This window comes from Actibacterium ureilyticum (assembly GCF_002285435.1).
In the GTDB taxonomy this organism is placed as follows: Bacteria; Pseudomonadota; Alphaproteobacteria; order Rhodobacterales; family Rhodobacteraceae; genus Actibacterium_C; species Actibacterium_C ureilyticum.
In genome coordinates, this window is the sequence record NZ_NSBT01000037.1 from 601,451 (window position 1) to 618,321 (window position 16,871).

The window sequence follows — 16,871 nt, forward strand, 5'->3', positions numbered from 1 at the left end:
GCGCTTTTATCTGTTTCTGCGGTCGCGTATAACAGCCGCCAAGTACAGGCGCCCCTGCCCCAACGGCAGGCAATAAACATTCGAGGACGGTATGACAAAACACCCCCATGACGCGGATGTGGCTTTTATCAAGGCCCTTGCGGAACTGCTCCAGGAAAACGAGCTGACCGAGCTGGAAGTCATGCGTGAATACGCCGAAAGCGACAGCCTGAACGTCCGCGTCAGCCGCCAGCAACCCGCGATGGCCATGCCCGCCATGGCCCCGCAACAGGCGGTTTCGATCCCGGCGCCCGCCGCCGCCCCGGCAGCCGCGCCTGCCGAAGCCGCCCCGGCGGCATCGGACGATCCCGCCCAGCATCCCGGCGCGGTGACCTCGCCCATGGTGGGCACCGTCTATCTGCAGCCCGAACCGGGCGCGAGTTCCTTTGTCAGCGTGGGTGCCACCGTGACCGAGGGGCAGACCCTGCTGATCATCGAGGCGATGAAAACCATGAACCAGATCCCCGCCCCGCGCGCGGGCACGGTCAAGCGTATCCTGGTCGAAGACGGCAGCCCGGTCGAATTCGGCGCGCCGTTGATGATCATCGAATAAGGCCTCGCCGATGTTCGAGAAAATCCTGATTGCCAATCGCGGTGAAATCGCGCTGCGCGTGATCCGCGCCTGTCGCGAGATGGGGATCAAGTCGGTCGCGGTGCATTCCACCGCCGACAGCGACGCGATGCATGTGCGCATGGCAGACGAGGCCGTCTGTATCGGCCCGCCGCCGGGCACCGACAGCTATCTGTCGATCCCTGCCATCATTTCCGCCTGCGAGATCACCGGCGCCGACGCGATCCATCCCGGCTATGGCTTCCTGTCGGAAAACGCCAGCTTCGTGCAGATCGTCGAGGATCACGACATCACCTTCATCGGCCCGACGGCCGAACATATCCGCGTGATGGGCGACAAGATCACCGCCAAGGAAACGATGAAGAAGCTGGGCGTGCCCTGCGTGCCCGGCTCGGACGGTGGGGTGCCGGATCTGGAAACCGCGCGCAAGGTCGCGGCTGAGATCGGCTATCCCGTCATCATCAAGGCCACCGCCGGCGGTGGCGGGCGCGGCATGAAGCTGGCCAAATCCGCCGACGAGTTGGACGAGGCGTTCCAGACCGCGCGCGCCGAGGGCAAGGCCGCCTTTGGCAACCCCGAGGTCTATATCGAGAAATACCTGGGCAAGCCCCGCCATATCGAGATCCAGGTCTTCGGCGACGGTAAGGGCAACGCGGTGCATCTGGGCGAGCGGGACTGTTCGCTGCAACGCCGCCACCAGAAAGTGTTCGAAGAGGCCCCCGGCCCCGCGATCGACGCCGAAACCCGCGCGCGCATCGGCAAGACCTGTGCCGAGGCGGTGGCGCGGATCAACTATATCGGCGCGGGCACCATCGAATTCCTGTACGAGGATGGCGAGTTCTATTTCATCGAGATGAACACCCGCCTGCAGGTGGAACATCCGGTGACCGAGGCGATCTTCGGCGTCGATCTGGTGCGCGAACAGATCCGCGTCGCCGAAGGCATGCCGATGTCGTTCACCCAGGACGATCTGGCGCTGAACGGCCACGCGATCGAGGTGCGGATCAACGCCGAAAAACTGCCGAATTTCAGCCCCTGCCCCGGAACGATCAGCGCCTTTCACGCGCCGGGCGGGCTGGGCGTTCGGATGGATTCGGCGATCTATGACGGCTATCGCATCCCGCCCTATTACGACAGCCTGATCGGCAAGCTGATCGTCCATGGCCGCGACCGCCCCGAGGCATTGGCCCGGCTGTCGCGTGCATTGGGCGAACTGATCGTCGACGGGATCGACACCACCCTGCCGCTGTTTCACGCCCTGCTGGCCGAGCCGGACATCCTGTCCGGCGATTATGACATCCACTGGCTGGAGAAATGGCTGAAGGCCCAGGCCGACACGGCCTGAGCCCATGCGGCGGCCCGAGCTGACCCCGGATCTGCTGTTACAGGCCTATGCCACGGGTCTGTTTCCGATGGCGCAATCCCGCGATGACCCGCGGATCCACTGGATGGATCCGCGCAATCGCGGGGTGTTTCCGCTGCACGGGTTCCATATCTCGCGCAGCCTGCGCCGGGCGATGCTGCGCGGCGATTACCAGATCCGCACCGACACCGCCTTTGCCGATGTGGTGGCGGGCTGCGCCAGCCGGGACGAGACCTGGATCAACGACACGATCTTTCAGCTTTACAACGATCTGCACCGCATGGGCGTCGCCCACTCGCTCGAGGTCTGGTCCGGCGCGGATCTGATCGGCGGGGTCTATGGCGTGGCGCTTGGCGGGGCGTATTTCGGGGAAAGCATGTTCTCGCGCCGGACCAACGCGTCCAAGATCGCGCTGGCCTTTCTGGTGGACCGGCTCAATGTGGGCGGGTTCCGGCTGTTCGACACGCAATATCTGACGGCGCATCTGGCCAGCCTTGGCGCGATCGAGGTGCCGCGCAGCACCTATCGGGTGAACCTGGCGCAGGCGTTACAGGCCAAGGCCGATTTCAACCGTCAGGGCCCCGCGCCCGCCCCTCAGGACGTGATACAGCGCATCACCCAGACGTCATAGCGCGGGTGATCCAGCGCGTTCAGCGCCGGGCTGGAGGCAATCATCCAGCCATTGAACAGCACGGTCGCCTCGCGCGCATCGCGCAGCGTGACATGTGCAAAAGCATCGCCGGCGGCGTTGCCTTGGGGGTACCGGCATTCGTCCAGCGCGATGTCCAGCAGCCCGTGCTTGGTCTGCTGGCCGGCGCGCAATTCAATATCGGTGACGATCCCGGTGGATTTGTCCAGCGCGCGCAGCACCGCGCCGGGGGCCGTCGTCGCGGCCTCTTGCGCGGGCGCCATGCCCGCCCCGCCCAGCAGCGTGGCCAGCGCCAGCACCAGCGCCCTCATTGCGGATCGCCCTCTTCTTCATCGCCGCCCGAGACGAATTTCATCAGCAGCGAAATCAGGCTGACAGAGCCTTGGGTATCCTCGATCTCGCCGCCCGGTTCCAGGTTGAACGGCGACCCGCCGGGCACGATCTCGATGAAATTGCCGCCCAGCAGCCCCTCGGACGAGATCAGGATCGCGCTGTCATCGGGCAGTTCGATCCCCTCGTCGATGGTAAAGCGCGCATCCGCGCGAAAGGTCTGCGGGTTCAGGTCCAGCCCGGTGATCGTGCCGACCTTGACCCCCGCCAGACGCACATCGGTGCCCACGGCGATGCCCTGAACCGACCGGAAACTGGCGGTAAGCTCATATTTGCCGCCGGTGCCGGTGCCCAGCCCCGCGACATTGCTGGCATAGATCAGGAAACCGACCGCGACCGCCAGGACCGCGGCGCCGACTGTGACCTCTGTTGCATTCTCGGACATATGGGCGGCCTATTCGGGTTGCCAGGCCTCGTAATCCTGGCGGCTGGCGGGTTCGGGGCGACGGATCGAGCCCGACGGCGCATAGGCCATCGCGGTGCCGGTCAGGTTTTCCTGATGCGGCTTTTCCCACGATTTGTGGGTCAGGGGTTTGTCGCCCGGGCGTTCGTCGAACGTATGGTGCAGCCAGCCATGCCAATCGGGGCTGATCCGGCTGGCCTCGACCTCGCCGTTATAGATCACCCAACGGCGCTTGCCGTCGCGAGTCTCGTAAAAGCTGTTGCCCTGATCGTCTTCGCCCACCTTGACGCCCTTGCGCCAGGTGTACAGCTGGGTGCCCAGGGTCTGGCCATTCCACCAGGTGACGGCGCGCAGCAAAGTGTTGATGATGCCCATGAACCCCTCCGGGAAAACTTCTCTTTCATATGGACCAAGCGCGCGGCAAGGTCCAGTGCCAAGGCATGGCTCAGGCGGGCGCCCGCGCGGTCACTTCGATCTCGATCTTCATCTCGGGGACGATCAGCCCGGCCTGGATCATGGTGGCGGCAGGCGGGTTGTCCCCGAACGCGGCCCGCAAGAGCGGCCAGCAGGGTTCGAAATCGGCCCGGTCCGGCAGGATGTAGTTCACGCGCAGCGCTTGGGTGAAATCCGATCCGGCCGCTTTCAACGCCTTTTCGATGGTCGCCAGCGTGTTGCGGCATTGATCCACCACATCGGTGGGGATCACGCCGGTTTCCGGGTCCGCCCCGGTACAGCCCGACACATGCACCAGCCCGTCGGCCACGACCGCGCGGGCATAGCCCACCTTCGGTTCGAACGGCGAGCCGGTGGTGATACGGCGGATTGCCATGGATCAGCTGGCGCTGGCGCCTTCCTGCTGCGCATCGGAATAGATCATCAGCGGCGCGGCCTCGGCATGGGTCACGGCCTCTTCGTTGACGACAACCTCTTCGACGCTGCTCATGCCAGGCAGATCGAACATGGTATCCAGCAGGATATCCTCCATGATCGACCGCAGCCCCCGCGCGCCGGTCTTCCGCTCGATCGCGCGCTTGGCGATCGACCGCAGCGCGTCATCGGTGAAGGTCAGCTTGGTGTCCTCAAGCTCGAACAGGCGCTGATACTGCTTGACCAGCGCGTTCTTCGGCGCGGTCAGGATGGTGACCAGCGCGTCCTCGTCCAGATCCTCGAGCGTGGCGATCACCGGCAGACGGCCGACGAATTCCGGGATCAGGCCGAATTTCAGCAGATCTTCGGGCTCCAGCGACTGGAACACCTCGCCCACGCCGCGCGAATCCTCGTCCTTGACGTCGGCACCAAAGCCGATTGCCGACCCCTTGCCGCGTTGGGCGATGATCTTTTCCAGACCGGCAAAGGCCCCGCCGCAGATGAACAGGATATTGGTGGTGTCCACCTGCAGGAATTCCTGCTGCGGATGCTTGCGGCCACCTTGCGGCGGCACGCTGGCCACGGTGCCTTCCATGATCTTCAGAAGCGCCTGCTGCACCCCCTCGCCCGAGACATCGCGGGTGATGCTGGGGTTGTCGGATTTGCGGGTGATCTTGTCGACCTCGTCGATATAGACGATGCCGCGCTGCGCGCGTTCGACATTGTATTCGCTGGCCTGCAGCAGCTTCAGGATGATGTTTTCCACATCCTCGCCCACGTAACCGGCCTCGGTCAACGTGGTGGCATCGGCCATGGTAAAGGGCACATCCAGGATCCGCGCCAGCGTCTGCGCCAGCAGCGTCTTGCCGCAGCCCGTCGGGCCGATCAGCAGGATGTTGGATTTCGCCAGCTCGATATCGCCGGACTTCTGAACATGGTTCAGGCGCTTGTAGTGGTTGTGAACCGCCACCGACAGCACGCGCTTGGCGTGGGCCTGGCCGATCACGTAATCGTCCAGAACCTCGCAAATCTCTTTCGGGGTGGGCACCCCTTCGGAGGATTTCAGGCCCGAGCTCTTGGTCTCTTCGCGGATGATATCCATGCACAACTCGACGCATTCATCGCAGATGAACACTGTCGGGCCGGCAATCAGCTTGCGAACCTCGTGTTGGCTTTTGCCGCAGAACGAGCAGTAAAGCGTGTTCTTCGAGTCGCTGCCTGAATTCGTTGCCATATCATCCTCGTAGGCTTGATCCGGCGAAAATTCCGCCGGCTACTATCCGTTATTTGCCCCCGAAACAGCCTAGGGCAGAGCATTTCCGGGTACAACGCCTAAAATCAGCCGATGTACCATTTCCCGCCCATGTGATCAGGACGTTTCGTCATCCCCGGCCACGCGGTTTTCGACGATCTCGTCGATCAGGCCCCAATCCTTGGCCTGGGTCGGATCCATGAAGTTGTCACGCTCCAGCGCATCGACGACCGCCTTCATCTTCTGGCCGGTATGTTTGACATAGATCTCGTTCAGGCGGTCCTTGAGCTTCTGGGTTTCCTGCGCGTGGATCATGATATCGGTCGCCTGACCCTGATACCCGCCCGAGGGCTGGTGCACCATGATCCGGCTGTTGGGCAGCGAAAAGCGCATGCCCGGCGCGCCCGCGGCCAGCAGAAGCGAGCCCATCGACGCCGCCTGCCCCACGACAAGCGTACTGACCTTGGGCTTGATGTACTGCATCGTGTCATAGATCGACAGACCACTGGTGACGACGCCACCGGGGCTGTTGATATACATGCTGATTTCCTTGGTCGGATTCTCGGCCTCAAGGTGCAGAAGCTGCGCCACGATCAGCGACGACATCCCGTCATGCACCGGGCCGGTCACGAAAACGATCCGCTCTTTCAGCAGGCGCGAAAAGATATCATAGGCCCGTTCGCCGCGGCTGGTCTGTTCGACGACCATCGGGACAAGGGTATTCATATAAGTCTCAAACGGGTCGTTCATGCCAGCTGCCTCATTCTGTGTCGGGCCATCCTTGCCCGGTAATACCTGCAAGAGTCTTAGTTCCGCGCCCGGACCCCTGCAAGGGCCGTTCAGAGAATTCCTAAAACTGCGCCTATTCCTTACACGGAAGATTTATGAACCGACCATTTCGCAAGCAGGCCGGAATTGGCATAACGGGCTGAGACAACTGAAAGGATTCCGCCGATGATCCGCTGGCTTGCCGCAGCACTTCCCCTGATTTCCACGCCGCTCTGGGCCGATCCCGACCCCGCGGATTGGGAGGCGGTGCTGGACGCCGCGCAGGGTCAGACCGTCTATTGGAACGCCTGGGGCGGGTCGACCACCACCAACGATTTCATCGCCTGGGCCGGTGCGCGCATCGCCGAGGATCACGGCGTGACGCTGGAACATGTGAAACTGTCCGACACCGCCGACGCGGTCAGCCGGGTGCTGGCGGAAAAAACGGCGGGCAAGGGCAGCGGCGGCGCGGTCGACCTGATCTGGATCAACGGCGCGAATTTCGCCGCGATGAAGGAAAACGGGCTGCTCTACGGTCCCTGGGCCGAAAGCCTGCCCAATTGGGGGCTGGTCGACGTGGCCGGAAAACCCGCCGTGATCAATGACTTCACCGTGCCGACCGATGGCTTGGAAAGCCCCTGGGCGATGGCGCAGGTGGTGTTTTACTATGACACCGCCCGCCTGCCCGAGCCGCCGAAAACCATGCGCGCCCTGGGCGACTGGCTGGCCGATCATCCGGGCCGCTTCACCTATCCGCAGCCGCCCGATTTCCTGGGCGCGACCTTCATGAAACAGGCACTTTACGGCATGATCGACGATCCCGCCGTTCTGCAACAGCCCGTCGATCAGGTGGACTATGCCACGCTGACCGCGCCGCTCTGGGCGTTCATGGATGAGCTGACGCCGAATCTCTGGCGGTCGGGCCGCGCCTATCCCCAGACCGGGCCGCGCCAGATCCAGATGATGGCCGATGGCGAGATCGACCTGGCGATTTCCTTCAGCCCGGGCGAAGCATCGACCGCCATCGCCAATGGCGAGCTGCCCGATACCGTGCGCAGCTTCGTGATGGACGGCGGCACCATCGGCAATGCCAGCTTCGTCGCCATCCCCTATAACGCCAATGCCAAGGCGGGCGCGATGGTGCTGGCCAATTTCCTGCTCTCGCCCGAGGCGCAGGCCCGCGCGCAGGACCCCAATGTGCTGGGCTATGGCACGGTGCTGGCCATGGACAAGCTGGCCGACGCCGACCGCGCCCGGTTCGACACGCTGGAGCTGGGCATTGCCACGCTCAGCCCCGCCGATCTGGGCCCCGCCCTGCCCGAGCCGCATCCCAGCTGGATGACCCGGATCGAGAAGGACTGGACCGACCGCTACGGTGTCGCGCAATAACCCGATGGGATTGCGCCATGCACCGGCCTTGACCGTGGCGCTGATGCTGGGACCGGTGCTGGCGGGGCTGCTGGGCACGCTGGCCCCGGCCTTTGGCTATTTCCCGGCGCTGGGGCGCAGCGGGTTCAGTCTGGATCCCTTCCGCCAACTGGCCGACTGGCCGGGGCTGGGCGCAGCGATGCGCCTGTCGGTGACGACCGGGCTGGCCGCCACCGCCCTGTCGCTGGGGCTGACCGCGCTGATCCTGGCCGCATGGCACGGCACGCGCGGGTTTCGCTGGATGGAACGGGCGCTGTCGCCGCTTTTGTCGGTGCCGCATGCGGCGGCGGCCTTTGGCATCGCGTTCCTGATCGCGCCCTCGGGCTGGATCGCCCGCGCGCTGTCCCCCTGGGCCACGGGCTGGAACACCCCGCCAGACCTGCTGATCCTGCAAGACCCCTGGGGCATCGCCATGACCCTGGGGCTGGTGGTGAAAGAGCTGCCCTTCCTGCTGCTCATGAGCCTGGCCGCCCTGCCGCAACTGCGCCCGCAGGACAGCCTGCGCGTCGCGCAATCTCTGGACTATGGCCGGGTGCGCGGCTGGATGCTGACCGTCTTTCCCCGGCTTTACGGGCTGATCCGCCTGCCCGTCTATGCGGTGCTGGCCTATTCGATGACGGTGGTGGATGTGGCGATCATCCTTGGCCCCAACACCCCGCCGCCGCTGTCGGTGCAGATCGTGCGCTGGATGAACGACCCCGATCTGCAACTGCGCCTGCCCGCCGCCGCCGCCGCGCTGGTGCAGCTGGGGCTGGTGGCGGCTGCCCTGCTGCTGTGGCGCGGGGCCGAGGCGGCGATCGCCCGTGCCGGGCAGCGCCTGGCGGGTCTGGGCGCGCGCGGCACCGGCGACCGCCCCTGGCAGCTTGCGGCCCTGGGCGCGGCGGGTCTGTCGGTTCTGCTGGTGCTGTTGGGGCTGGCGGGCCTTGGCCTGTGGTCGGTCGCAGGGTTCTGGCGCTTTCCCGACGCCCTGCCCGACGCGATCACGCTGAACACGTGGATGCGCCACGGCGGCGGCGCCCTGCCCGTTCTGGCCACCACGCTGCTGGTCGCGCTCTGGGCCACCGCAATTGCGCTGATCCTGACCCTGGCCTGCCTGGAGGCCGAGCGCCGCCTCGGCCTGCGGATGGGGCGGCTGGGCAGCCTGATGCTGTACCTGCCGCTTCTGGTGCCGCAGATTGCCTTCCTGCCCGGGTTGCAGACCCTGGCGCTGATCACCGGCGCCGATCTCAGCCTGACCAGCGTCGTGCTGGCGCATACGGTCTTCGTGATCCCGTATGTTTTTCTGTCGCTCGGCGATCCCTATCGCCGGATGGACCCGCGGTTCGACCGGGTGGCGGCGGCGCTGGGGGCCACGGATCGCCGGTCGTTCTGGCATCTGCGCCTGCCGCTGATGCTGGGGCCGGTCCTGACCGCAGCGGCCATCGGCATCGCGGTGTCGGTGGGGCAATACCTGCCCACGCTGCTGATCGGCGCGGGGCGGATCCAAACCCTGACGACCGAGGCCGTGGCGCTGGCCGCCGGCGGCAACCGGCGGATCATCGGGATCTATGCGCTGCTGCAAACCGGCACGGTGATCGCGGGCTTTGCGCTGGCGCTGATCCTGCCGCGCCTGATCTGGGCCCGGCGGCGCGATATGCGGGGGGCGGTATGAGCAACCATCAGATGCGGATCGAGCGGGTGGCGGTCTTTGCCCATGGCGCGCCGCTGGTCGCGCTGGATGCCACGATTGCGGGGGGCGAGGTTCTGACGGTCATGGGGCCATCCGGCGTGGGCAAATCCACTCTGTTGGCCGCGATCACCGGCACGCTGCCGCCGGGGTTTCACATGACCGGACGGGTGGTGCTGAACGGCGTGGACGTGACCGACCAGCCGCCGCGCGCGCGGCGGATCGGCATCCTGTTCCAGGACGACCTGCTGTTCCCACACCTGTCGGTGGCGGGCAATCTGGCCTTTGGCCTGCGCCCCGGCAAGGGCAATGCGCGGGCGCGGCGGGCGCTGATCGACACCGCGCTGGACGATATCGGCCTGACCGGCTTCGGCGACCGCGACCCCGCCACCCTGTCGGGCGGGCAAAAGGCCCGCGTGGCGTTGATGCGCATGCTGCTGTCGGACCCCGCCGCACTGCTGCTGGACGAGGCGTTCTCGCGCCTGGATGCCGACCGACGCGCGCAGATCCGCGATCTGGTCTTTACCCGCGCGCGGCAGCGGAACCTGCCGGTGCTGATGGTGACCCACGACGCCGAAGACGCCCGCGCGGCTGGTGGGCCGGTGATCGACCTCCACCCACCCAGCTAGCCGGTGTCGCCGCCGCCCCGCACCTGGTCCGAGCGTACGCGGCGCAGCACCTCGACCAGCATCCCGGTGTAAAGCCCCATGTTCATCAGCCCGTTGGCCGCAGTCATCCCGCCCAGGATGCGCCATTCCAGCGGCAGGATGATGTCGCCATAGCCCAATGTGGTAAACGCAACGATGCTGAAATAGGTGGCATGTTCGATATCGTTGAAGACCCCCAGCATCAGGAACGCAATCGCCCAGGTCCAGACCGCCAAGGTCATGATCCCCAGGATCGCCACCACCGTGATCATCAAAAGCAGCGTCAGCTTGGGCGTGTGCGGACGCCGGACGGTCCAGGGCTCGATCCGGGTGACAAAGCTTTCCATGACCCAGAAACCGCCCGCCCCGGTCAGGACGGTGATCAGGATCACGATGGTGCCAAGAAATATCTGATGCAGCATGGTGCGCCGACCCTAGCCCGCATTCACAGGCGGGTGAAGCGCCGCATTGCCGCGCGGGTCCGGCGCCTTAGGCTTCGCCGCCGGTCGCCGGGGCCGTTTCGGCGGACGAGGATCCCTCGACAACCTCTTGAAAATTGGCAAAGAACTTGTCGACCATCTTCTTGGCGAACCCGTCGATGATGCGGCTGCCCAGCTGGGCCAGCTTGCCGCCCACCTTGGCATCGACGACATAGGTCAGGCGCGTGCCCTCGGGGCCGGGCGCCAGCGACACGTTCGCGCCGCCCTTGGCAAAGCCCGCGGCACCGCCCTTGCCCTCGCCGCTGATGGTGCAGCTTTGGCCCGCCACCACGTCCGACAGCGCCACATTGCCGCGAAAGGTCGCCTTGACCGGGCCGACCTTCTGCACGACCACGGCCTCGAACCCGTCCTCGACCGAGCCGGTCAATTCCTGACAGCCGGGGATGCACTGGGCCAGAACCTCGGCCGAGGTCAGCCCCGCCCACACCGCGTCGGGCGTGGCCTTGATCTCGCGTGTTTCTTCCAGGTTCATCGGATGGATCCTCCCGCTGCGCACCGTTCCGGCCCTGACTGCCACGCTAGAGCATCCGCAGGGTCCGGTCCATCATCCGATGGTCGAAGTCGCGCGGCTCAATCGGGATCGCGCCGGGCCACGGGCGCCCGCCGGGGCGGGATCACGCCCAGCCGCAGCAGCGCGCGCACCTCGTCGGGCGACAGGGGGAAGATCGGTTGGCTCAGGTGTTCTGCGCCATTCTGAGAGGGGGCAGCATGTTCCATGACCCCGATATAGGCACGGCACATCGCCAGACACAGGGGGAGTTTGCCGGATACGTTCCCCGCATGGTTGTGGCCCGCTCAGGTGCCCGGCGTCAGAACCCCCTGAAACTCCCGCCATTCGCCCTTGGACATGCCGGAGTTTTCCTGGCTGACCTTTTCGCCCGCCAGCATCCGGCGGATGCAGTCCAGCGCGGTGGCCGACAGGTTGGCGCCGCCCATGCGGTAATCCTCGAACGCCTTGCAGGCAAACGGCACCCAGTCGCGGACGATGTCGCACATGATCTCGGCATAGACGCGGATTTCATACTGCGCATGAGGATCGGCCCGCAAGCGCAAGAAATGAAACAGATTATGCAGATCGACCTTCCAATACCACTGGGTATAGATATTGGCCGGCAGGTTCATCCGCGCCAGTTCGCGCGCCAGCCCCTGCTGGCCGTCCTGGCTGATCATCGCCTCGTAATTGTCATAGGCCCGGGCGCTGTCGGCCTTCAGGATTTCCAGCACCCGCGCGGCCTCGGGGCCATCCAGCGTGTCGCCGCGGCCCTGGTTGTTCACCGTCGATTGGGCCGCGATATGTTCCGGCGCGGGGATGTAGAATTCCCGGTCCAGGATCGAATAGCGGGCGGAATATTCGTTCACATTGGCGGTGCGGTGGCGGATCCATTGCCGTGCGACGAAAACGGGCAGTTTCACATGCAGCTTGATCTCGCACATCTCGAACGGGGTCGAGTGCCAGTGCCGCATCAGGTACCGGATCAGGCCTTCGTCATTGGAAACCGATTTCGTGCCCTTGCCATAGCTCACGCGCGCGGCCTGACAGATCGCGGAATCGTCGCCCATATAGTCGATGACGCGGACAAACCCGTGGTCCAGAACCGGGTGCGCCTTGTACAGATGCGCCTCCATCCCGTCGCTGACAGCGCGCAGGGTCTGTTGCGGCGCGGCGCGTAGGGCATCGATTTCGGCGGTCTGTTCCGGGGTCAGCGGCATCGGGGTTCCTTGCAGCAAGCGTGAGTCGGCTGAGACTATATCTGGTGGGCCGCAGGCAGGGAACAGGCATATGGGGTGTGCCTTGGAGTTTTTTCCGACCCAACCGCCCGCGCATGGCACCGCCCCGAAAGCAGGGGTGGTCAGCGGGGCCATCGCGGCCATATTGTGATGAAGACCCCACCGAAGGAAAAGGAACGGACATGTCTTTGCGTTATCTGCACACGATGGTCCGGGTGAAGAACCTGGAAGAGTCCATGGCGTTTTACGAATTGCTGGGCCTGAAACAGACCCGCCGCATGGACAGCGACGCGGGCCGGTTTTCGCTGATCTTCATGGCCCCGCCGGGACAGGAGGAGTGCCCGGTCGAGCTGACCTGGAACTGGGATGGCGACGAAGGGCTGCCGTCGGACAGCCGGCATTTCGGGCATCTGGCCTACGAGGTCGAGGATATCTATGCCATGTGCCAGCACCTGCAGGACAATGGCGTCACGATCAACCGGCCGCCGCGTGACGGGCGCATGGCCTTTGTGCGCAGCCCCGACAATATCTCGGTCGAGCTGTTGCAGGCGGGCGATGCGCTGGCACCGGCCGAACCCTGGGCCAGCATGGAAAACACGGGCCATTGGTAGGGCGCGCGCCCTGCCCCGGCGCCAAGGCGCTGGCGGTCTGTCTGGCGGCGCTGTGTCCCACGGCGGCGCCTGGCCAGACCGCCTGCCGCCAGGCGCTGGCGATCGGGCTGGACGTGTCGGGGTCGGTCGACCGGGTCGAGTACCGGCTGCAACTGGGCGGGCTGGCCAATGCGCTGATGCATCCCGATGTGCGCAAGGCGCTGCTGGCGATGCCATCCGCCCCGGTCCGGTTGCTGATCTTCGAATGGAGCGGGGCCGAGGATCAGCATGTCCTGCTGCCCTGGACCGAGATCACCACCGATGCCGATCTGGCCGCCATCAACGCCATCCTGCAACGCAGCACCCGGCTGGCCACCGCGCATACCACCGCCATCGGCTCGGCGATCGAGATGGGCGCGGCGCAGCTGTCGGCGCAGGGCGCGTGCTGGAAACGCACGCTGGATCTGACGGGGGACGGCAAATCCAATGCCGGACCGCGTCCGCGCGCGGCACAGCTTGGCCCCGGTTCGGACATCACGGTCAATGCGCTGGTGATCGGCACCGTCGCGGATCCGCTGACCGGCGACCGGGCGGGCGAACTGGCCGATCTGGTCGCCTATTTCCAGGCCGAGGTGATCCGCGGGCCCGATGCCTTTACCGAAACCGCCACACAGTTTCGCGATTTCGAACAGGCGATGGTGCGCAAGCTGCTGAAAGAGCTGCAGGGCCTGTCGGTGTCCCGCAACACCGCCGAAAAGGCCCCCGGCTGACATCGCCGGTCAATAGATATAGCGGATCTGGTCGCTCCAGTACCGTTCCATCCGGCGCAGCCCCATCGTGATTTCGTCCAGCCCGTGTTCGCCGACGACGCCCTTGGCCTTCAGCCCCTCGGCGTGGCGTTCGAACAGCTCGGCCACGATATCGCGCACCTCGCGGCCCCGGGCGGTCAGCCGCACCCGGACCGACCGGCGGTCGATCTCGCACCGCTGATGGTGCATGAAGCCCTTTTCGACCAGCTTCTTGAGGTTATAGGACACGTTCGACCCCTGGTAATAGCCGCGGCTTTTCAGCTCGCCCGCCGTCACCTCGTTATCGCCGATGTTGAACAGCAGCAGCGCCTGGACCGAATTGATCTCCAGCAGCCCCACGCGTTCGAACTCGTCCTTGATGACGTCCAGCAGCAAACGGTGCAACCGTTCCACCAGCGACAACGCCTCGAGATAGCCGGTGATGAACCCCTGCGCTGCGGGGGCCGGCATCGGCGATTGAATGCTCATCTTCTCAACTCCTTCCGTCACAAGACGAGAACAGGAGTAGAACAAAACCCGCGAAGATTTCGTTAATGCCATTCGAATTGGATTAAACTGCGCCGAATTCCCGGGCGATCCGCGCAATCATCGGGGCGTGTTCCGCGGGCGCCGCGCCCTGCCCCGACACCCATTGATACAGGTCATGATCGTTTTCCTCCATCAGCGCCTCGAGCGCATCCAGATCGGCCGTGCTCAGGCTGGTCAGGTGCTTGTCGGCGAACCCGCCCAGGATCAGATCCATTTCCTTGATCCCGCGCCGCCAGCAGCGGATTTTCAGACGTTTCAGACGTGCCTCGTCAACCTGGGTCATTCCGCGGGCTCCTGCACCAGATCCGACAGACGGGTTTCCAGCCGCTGCATCCGCTGGGCCAGCGTCTGAAACTGATCGCTGATCCGGCCCATTTCGGCCAACAGCGCGCGCGCCTCGGCCTGCAGGGGCTGGGGGTCGGTCGGGCCGTCCAGCCCGTCGCCCTCGCCATTGATCAGCCACATGATCGAGACATTGAGCACCCCCGCCAGCATCTGCAGCTTGTTGGCGCGCGGCTCGTTCAGGTCCTCTTCCCAGGCGCGCAGCGTCTTCAGCTTGATGCCCAGCCTGCGCGCCAGTTCGGCCTGGCTCAGGCCCATCGCGTCACGCGCGCCCGCGACACGGTCGCCAAAGGTCGCCTGTTCTTCGGAATACCAATTTTCGGGGTCGGTCTGGTCGTCCTGCATGCTGTCTCCTTCCGGCTGTCCAAAGCCGCTTGAACCGGGTTTGTGCGCACCCTATGAGAGATTGAGGCAAATTACAAAACCGGAGGCATCTATGTCTTTCCTGTCCACGACCCTGGCCCGCGTGAAACCGTCACCCACCATCGCCGTGACCAACAAGGCGCGCGAGTTGAAGGCCGCGGGCAAGGATGTGATCGGTCTGGGCGCGGGCGAGCCGGATTTCGACACGCCGCAGAACATCAAGGACGCCGCCAAGGCCGCGATCGATGCCGGCAAGACGAAATACACCGCCGTCGATGGCATCCCCGAGCTGAAGGACGCGATCTGTGCCAAGCTGAAGCGCGACAACGGGCTGGACTATACCCCCGCGCAGATCAGCGTCGCCACCGGCGGCAAGCAGATCCTGTATAATGCGCTGATGGCCACGCTGAACCCGGGCGACGAAGTGATCATCCCCGCGCCCTATTGGGTCAGCTATCCCGATATGGTGCTGTTGGCGGGCGGCGAACCCGTGGCCGTCGAATGCGGGATCGAAAACAGCTTCAAGATGACGCCCGAACAGCTTGAGGCCGCGATCACGCCCAAGACCAAGTGGCTGATCTTCAACTCGCCCAGCAACCCCACCGGGGCGGGCTATACCTGGGACGAGCTGAAGGCGCTGACCGATGTGCTGATGCGCCATCCGCAGGTCTGGGTGATGACCGACGATATGTACGAGCACCTGTGCTATGACGATTTCACCTTCTGCACGCCCGCCGAGGTCGAGCCGGGGCTTTATGACCGCACGCTGACCTGTAATGGCGTGTCCAAGGCCTATGCCATGACCGGCTGGCGCATCGGCTATGCCGCGGGCCCGGTCGAGCTGATCGGCGCCATGCGCAAGGTACAGTCGCAAAGCACGTCGAACCCCTGTTCGGTCAGCCAATGGGCCGCGGTCGAGGCGCTGAACGGCACGCAGGATTACATCCCCGAGAACAACAAGATCTTCGTGCGCCGCCGCGACATGGTCGTGCAGATGCTGAACGAAGCCGACGGCATCGTCTGCCCCGTGCCCGAGGGCGCGTTCTATGTCTATCCGTCCATCGCGGGGTGCATCGGCAAGACGACCCCGGCGGGCGTCAAGATCACCGATGACGAGGTCTTCGCCACCGCCCTGCTGGAGGAAAAAGGCGTGGCCGTGGTGTTCGGCGCGGCCTTTGGCCTGTCGCCGAATTTCCGGGTCAGCTATGCGACGTCGGACGAGGCGCTGCATCAGGCCTGCACCCGCATCCAGGATTTCTGCGCCAGCCTGAGCTGACACGCCCCCGCAGCGGGAGGACCGTCAGATGCGCCAGCAACCGCGCCCGCCATGGGCATTCTGGGACAGGATCGCGCGCAAGTATGCCGGGCGCAAGATCGCGAACCCCGAGAATTATCAGGCGACCCTGACGCGCACGCGGTCCTATCTGGGTCCCGAAGACAAGGTGCTGGAACTGGGCGCGGGCACCGCGTCGACCGCGCTGCTGCTGGCGCCGGGGGTGGGTCAGTACACGGCCAGCGATTTCTCGGCCGAGATGGTGAAGATCGGTCAGGAAAAGCTGGCCGCCGATCCCTGTCCCAACCTGCGGATCGTGCAGGGGGCGCCGGGCGACGCGGCGCTGGGGGACGGGCCCTATGATGCGGTTCTGGCGTTCAACCTGCTGCATCTGATCCCCGACCTGCCCGCCGCGCTGGAAGACAGCGCGCGCCGCCTGCGTCCCGGCGGGCTTCTGATCAGCAAGACGATCTGTATCGGCCACGCCCTGCACATGCGGCTGCTGATCGCGGTGGTGCGGCGGATCTTCGGTGTGGCCTTTGTCGCGCGCCTCACGCCGCACGAGCTTGAGGCGCAGATCACCGCCGCCGGGTTTCAGGTGATCGAATCCGCCAGCTATCCCGCCGGTGGGCGCAGCCGCTATATCGTCGCGCGGCGTGGCGACGGCGATCTTTGACAGCGTGATCCGCGCCGCC

Annotated in this window: 23 protein-coding genes; 10 read left to right on the forward strand and 13 right to left on the reverse strand. The window is 65.1% G+C overall.

Annotated features, from left to right (window positions below; all coding sequences use genetic code 11):
• The first annotated feature begins 91 nt into the window (after nt 1-91).
• The 3 genes from accB to aat are packed head-to-tail and all read left to right on the forward strand — an operon-like array spanning nt 92 to nt 2,604.
• Nucleotides 92-592 (forward strand): acetyl-CoA carboxylase biotin carboxyl carrier protein, encoded by a 501-nt coding sequence (gene accB, locus CLM60_RS15920; RefSeq protein WP_095590092.1) that lies wholly within the window; start codon nt 92-94, stop codon nt 590-592.
• Between the two features lie 10 nt (nt 593-602).
• Nucleotides 603-1,955: an acetyl-CoA carboxylase biotin carboxylase subunit gene (accC, locus tag CLM60_RS15925; protein WP_095590093.1), complete on the forward strand. Its 1,353-nt coding sequence runs from the start codon at nt 603-605 to the stop codon at nt 1,953-1,955.
• A 4-nt stretch (nt 1,956-1,959) separates the two neighbouring features.
• Complete coding sequence (gene aat, locus CLM60_RS15930) at nt 1,960-2,604, forward strand: leucyl/phenylalanyl-tRNA--protein transferase (RefSeq protein WP_095590094.1); 645 nt, start codon at nt 1,960-1,962, stop codon at nt 2,602-2,604.
• Here the strand turns inward: aat and CLM60_RS15935 are convergent.
• The 6 genes from CLM60_RS15935 to CLM60_RS15960 form a co-directional block, all read right to left on the reverse strand.
• On the reverse strand, nt 2,568-2,933 hold the full coding sequence (locus tag CLM60_RS15935) for a DUF2155 domain-containing protein (RefSeq protein WP_095590095.1): 366 nt from the start codon (nt 2,931-2,933) through the stop codon (nt 2,568-2,570). The two genes, aat and CLM60_RS15935, sit on opposite strands and share 37 nt — an antisense overlap.
• Nucleotides 2,930-3,397, reverse strand: a complete 468-nt coding sequence (mlaD, locus tag CLM60_RS15940; RefSeq protein ID WP_095590096.1) for an outer membrane lipid asymmetry maintenance protein MlaD — start codon at nt 3,395-3,397, stop codon at nt 2,930-2,932. Before mlaD ends, CLM60_RS15935 begins: the two co-directional genes overlap by 4 nt.
• 9 nt (nt 3,398-3,406) lie before the next feature.
• Nucleotides 3,407-3,790, reverse strand: coding sequence for an NADH:ubiquinone oxidoreductase subunit NDUFA12 (locus tag CLM60_RS15945; protein WP_095590097.1), 384 nt, complete (start codon nt 3,788-3,790; stop codon nt 3,407-3,409).
• A 70-nt stretch (nt 3,791-3,860) separates the two neighbouring features.
• Nucleotides 3,861-4,244, reverse strand: a complete 384-nt coding sequence (locus tag CLM60_RS15950; protein WP_095590098.1) for a RidA family protein — start codon at nt 4,242-4,244, stop codon at nt 3,861-3,863.
• Between the two features lie 3 nt (nt 4,245-4,247).
• Nucleotides 4,248-5,516, reverse strand: a complete 1,269-nt coding sequence (clpX, locus tag CLM60_RS15955; protein WP_095590099.1) for an ATP-dependent Clp protease ATP-binding subunit ClpX — start codon at nt 5,514-5,516, stop codon at nt 4,248-4,250.
• 135 nt (nt 5,517-5,651) lie between these two features.
• Complete coding sequence (locus CLM60_RS15960) at nt 5,652-6,284, reverse strand: ATP-dependent Clp protease proteolytic subunit (RefSeq protein ID WP_095590100.1); 633 nt, start codon at nt 6,282-6,284, stop codon at nt 5,652-5,654.
• Between the two features lie 204 nt (nt 6,285-6,488).
• On the opposite strand from CLM60_RS15960, the gene CLM60_RS15965 reads away from it, so the two are divergent.
• The 3 genes from CLM60_RS15965 to CLM60_RS15975 are packed head-to-tail and all read left to right on the forward strand — an operon-like array spanning nt 6,489 to nt 10,025.
• Nucleotides 6,489-7,691: an ABC transporter substrate-binding protein gene (locus tag CLM60_RS15965; protein WP_095590101.1), complete on the forward strand. Its 1,203-nt coding sequence runs from the start codon at nt 6,489-6,491 to the stop codon at nt 7,689-7,691.
• 4 nt (nt 7,692-7,695) lie between these two features.
• Nucleotides 7,696-9,381: an ABC transporter permease gene (locus tag CLM60_RS15970; protein ID WP_095590102.1), complete on the forward strand. Its 1,686-nt coding sequence runs from the start codon at nt 7,696-7,698 to the stop codon at nt 9,379-9,381.
• The gene (locus CLM60_RS15975; protein WP_245848441.1) at nt 9,378-10,025 is read left to right on the forward strand and encodes an ATP-binding cassette domain-containing protein; all 648 of its coding nucleotides are present in this window, start codon (nt 9,378-9,380) and stop codon (nt 10,023-10,025) included. Before CLM60_RS15970 ends, CLM60_RS15975 begins: the two co-directional genes overlap by 4 nt.
• Here CLM60_RS15975 and CLM60_RS15980 read toward each other — a convergent pair.
• The 4 genes from CLM60_RS15980 to thyX form a co-directional block, all read right to left on the reverse strand.
• The gene (locus CLM60_RS15980; RefSeq protein WP_095590103.1) at nt 10,022-10,465 is read right to left on the reverse strand and encodes an ion channel; all 444 of its coding nucleotides are present in this window, start codon (nt 10,463-10,465) and stop codon (nt 10,022-10,024) included. The two genes, CLM60_RS15975 and CLM60_RS15980, sit on opposite strands and share 4 nt — an antisense overlap.
• Nucleotides 10,466-10,532: 67 nt before the next feature.
• Nucleotides 10,533-11,015 (reverse strand): SRPBCC family protein, encoded by a 483-nt coding sequence (locus CLM60_RS15985; protein WP_095590104.1) that lies wholly within the window; start codon nt 11,013-11,015, stop codon nt 10,533-10,535.
• A 98-nt stretch (nt 11,016-11,113) separates the two neighbouring features.
• Nucleotides 11,114-11,260 carry a hypothetical protein gene (locus tag CLM60_RS20990; protein WP_176473904.1) on the reverse strand — a complete coding sequence of 49 codons (147 nt, stop codon included), beginning with the start codon at nt 11,258-11,260 and terminating at the stop codon, nt 11,114-11,116.
• 78 nt (nt 11,261-11,338) lie between these two features.
• Nucleotides 11,339-12,253 (reverse strand): FAD-dependent thymidylate synthase, encoded by a 915-nt coding sequence (thyX, locus tag CLM60_RS15990; protein WP_095590105.1) that lies wholly within the window; start codon nt 12,251-12,253, stop codon nt 11,339-11,341.
• Nucleotides 12,254-12,453: 200 nt separating this feature from the next.
• Here thyX and CLM60_RS15995 point away from each other — a divergent pair, with 200 nt between their 5' ends.
• Nucleotides 12,454-12,882: a VOC family protein gene (locus CLM60_RS15995; RefSeq protein WP_095590106.1), complete on the forward strand. Its 429-nt coding sequence runs from the start codon at nt 12,454-12,456 to the stop codon at nt 12,880-12,882.
• Entirely contained in the window at nt 12,876-13,631 is a 756-nt protein-coding gene (locus CLM60_RS16000; protein WP_245848442.1) for a DUF1194 domain-containing protein, read from the forward strand. Before CLM60_RS15995 ends, CLM60_RS16000 begins: the two co-directional genes overlap by 7 nt.
• A 9-nt stretch (nt 13,632-13,640) precedes the next feature.
• On the opposite strand, the gene CLM60_RS16005 is transcribed toward CLM60_RS16000, so the two are convergent.
• From CLM60_RS16005 to CLM60_RS16015, 3 genes are all read right to left on the reverse strand, one after another.
• Nucleotides 13,641-14,138 carry a MarR family winged helix-turn-helix transcriptional regulator gene (locus CLM60_RS16005; protein ID WP_095590107.1) on the reverse strand — a complete coding sequence of 166 codons (498 nt, stop codon included), beginning with the start codon at nt 14,136-14,138 and terminating at the stop codon, nt 13,641-13,643.
• 82 nt (nt 14,139-14,220) lie between these two features.
• A complete protein-coding gene (locus CLM60_RS16010; RefSeq protein ID WP_095590108.1) occupies nt 14,221-14,481 on the reverse strand; it encodes an FAD assembly factor SdhE in 261 nt (86 codons plus the stop codon).
• Nucleotides 14,478-14,885 carry a helix-turn-helix domain-containing protein gene (locus CLM60_RS16015; protein WP_095590109.1) on the reverse strand — a complete coding sequence of 136 codons (408 nt, stop codon included), beginning with the start codon at nt 14,883-14,885 and terminating at the stop codon, nt 14,478-14,480. Before CLM60_RS16015 ends, CLM60_RS16010 begins: the two co-directional genes overlap by 4 nt.
• A gap of 91 nt (nt 14,886-14,976) precedes the next feature.
• On the opposite strand from CLM60_RS16015, the gene CLM60_RS16020 reads away from it, so the two are divergent.
• A complete protein-coding gene (locus CLM60_RS16020) occupies nt 14,977-16,179 on the forward strand; it encodes a pyridoxal phosphate-dependent aminotransferase (protein WP_095590110.1) in 1,203 nt (400 codons plus the stop codon).
• Between the two features lie 28 nt (nt 16,180-16,207).
• Entirely contained in the window at nt 16,208-16,852 is a 645-nt protein-coding gene (locus tag CLM60_RS16025; RefSeq protein ID WP_095590111.1) for a class I SAM-dependent methyltransferase, read from the forward strand.
• Nucleotides 16,853-16,871 lie beyond the last annotated feature (19 nt).

Excerpts from the sequence above, each read along its gene's own strand:
- accB (WP_095590092.1), top strand. The coding sequence starts at position 92 with ATGACAAAACACCCCCATGACGCGGATGTGGCTTTTATCAAGGCCCTT.
- accC (WP_095590093.1), top strand. The coding sequence starts at position 603 with ATGTTCGAGAAAATCCTGATTGCCAATCGCGGTGAAATCGCGCTGCGC.
- aat (WP_095590094.1), top strand. The coding sequence starts at position 1,960 with ATGCGGCGGCCCGAGCTGACCCCGGATCTGCTGTTACAGGCCTATGCC.
- CLM60_RS15935 (WP_095590095.1), bottom strand. The coding sequence starts at position 2,933 with ATGAGGGCGCTGGTGCTGGCGCTGGCCACGCTGCTGGGCGGGGCGGGC.
- mlaD (WP_095590096.1), bottom strand. The coding sequence starts at position 3,397 with ATGTCCGAGAATGCAACAGAGGTCACAGTCGGCGCCGCGGTCCTGGCG.
- CLM60_RS15945 (WP_095590097.1), bottom strand. The coding sequence starts at position 3,790 with ATGGGCATCATCAACACTTTGCTGCGCGCCGTCACCTGGTGGAATGGC.
- CLM60_RS15950 (WP_095590098.1), bottom strand. The coding sequence starts at position 4,244 with ATGGCAATCCGCCGTATCACCACCGGCTCGCCGTTCGAACCGAAGGTG.
- clpX (WP_095590099.1), bottom strand. The coding sequence starts at position 5,516 with ATGGCAACGAATTCAGGCAGCGACTCGAAGAACACGCTTTACTGCTCG.
- CLM60_RS15960 (WP_095590100.1), bottom strand. The coding sequence starts at position 6,284 with ATGAACGACCCGTTTGAGACTTATATGAATACCCTTGTCCCGATGGTC.
- CLM60_RS15965 (WP_095590101.1), top strand. The coding sequence starts at position 6,489 with ATGATCCGCTGGCTTGCCGCAGCACTTCCCCTGATTTCCACGCCGCTC.
- CLM60_RS15970 (WP_095590102.1), top strand. The coding sequence starts at position 7,696 with ATGGGATTGCGCCATGCACCGGCCTTGACCGTGGCGCTGATGCTGGGA.
- CLM60_RS15975 (WP_245848441.1), top strand. The coding sequence starts at position 9,378 with ATGAGCAACCATCAGATGCGGATCGAGCGGGTGGCGGTCTTTGCCCAT.
- CLM60_RS15980 (WP_095590103.1), bottom strand. The coding sequence starts at position 10,465 with ATGCTGCATCAGATATTTCTTGGCACCATCGTGATCCTGATCACCGTC.
- CLM60_RS15985 (WP_095590104.1), bottom strand. The coding sequence starts at position 11,015 with ATGAACCTGGAAGAAACACGCGAGATCAAGGCCACGCCCGACGCGGTG.
- CLM60_RS20990 (WP_176473904.1), bottom strand. The coding sequence starts at position 11,260 with ATGGAACATGCTGCCCCCTCTCAGAATGGCGCAGAACACCTGAGCCAA.
- thyX (WP_095590105.1), bottom strand. The coding sequence starts at position 12,253 with ATGCCGCTGACCCCGGAACAGACCGCCGAAATCGATGCCCTACGCGCC.
- CLM60_RS15995 (WP_095590106.1), top strand. The coding sequence starts at position 12,454 with ATGTCTTTGCGTTATCTGCACACGATGGTCCGGGTGAAGAACCTGGAA.
- CLM60_RS16005 (WP_095590107.1), bottom strand. The coding sequence starts at position 14,138 with ATGAGCATTCAATCGCCGATGCCGGCCCCCGCAGCGCAGGGGTTCATC.
- CLM60_RS16010 (WP_095590108.1), bottom strand. The coding sequence starts at position 14,481 with ATGACCCAGGTTGACGAGGCACGTCTGAAACGTCTGAAAATCCGCTGC.
- CLM60_RS16015 (WP_095590109.1), bottom strand. The coding sequence starts at position 14,885 with ATGCAGGACGACCAGACCGACCCCGAAAATTGGTATTCCGAAGAACAG.
- CLM60_RS16020 (WP_095590110.1), top strand. The coding sequence starts at position 14,977 with ATGTCTTTCCTGTCCACGACCCTGGCCCGCGTGAAACCGTCACCCACC.
- CLM60_RS16025 (WP_095590111.1), top strand. The coding sequence starts at position 16,208 with ATGCGCCAGCAACCGCGCCCGCCATGGGCATTCTGGGACAGGATCGCG.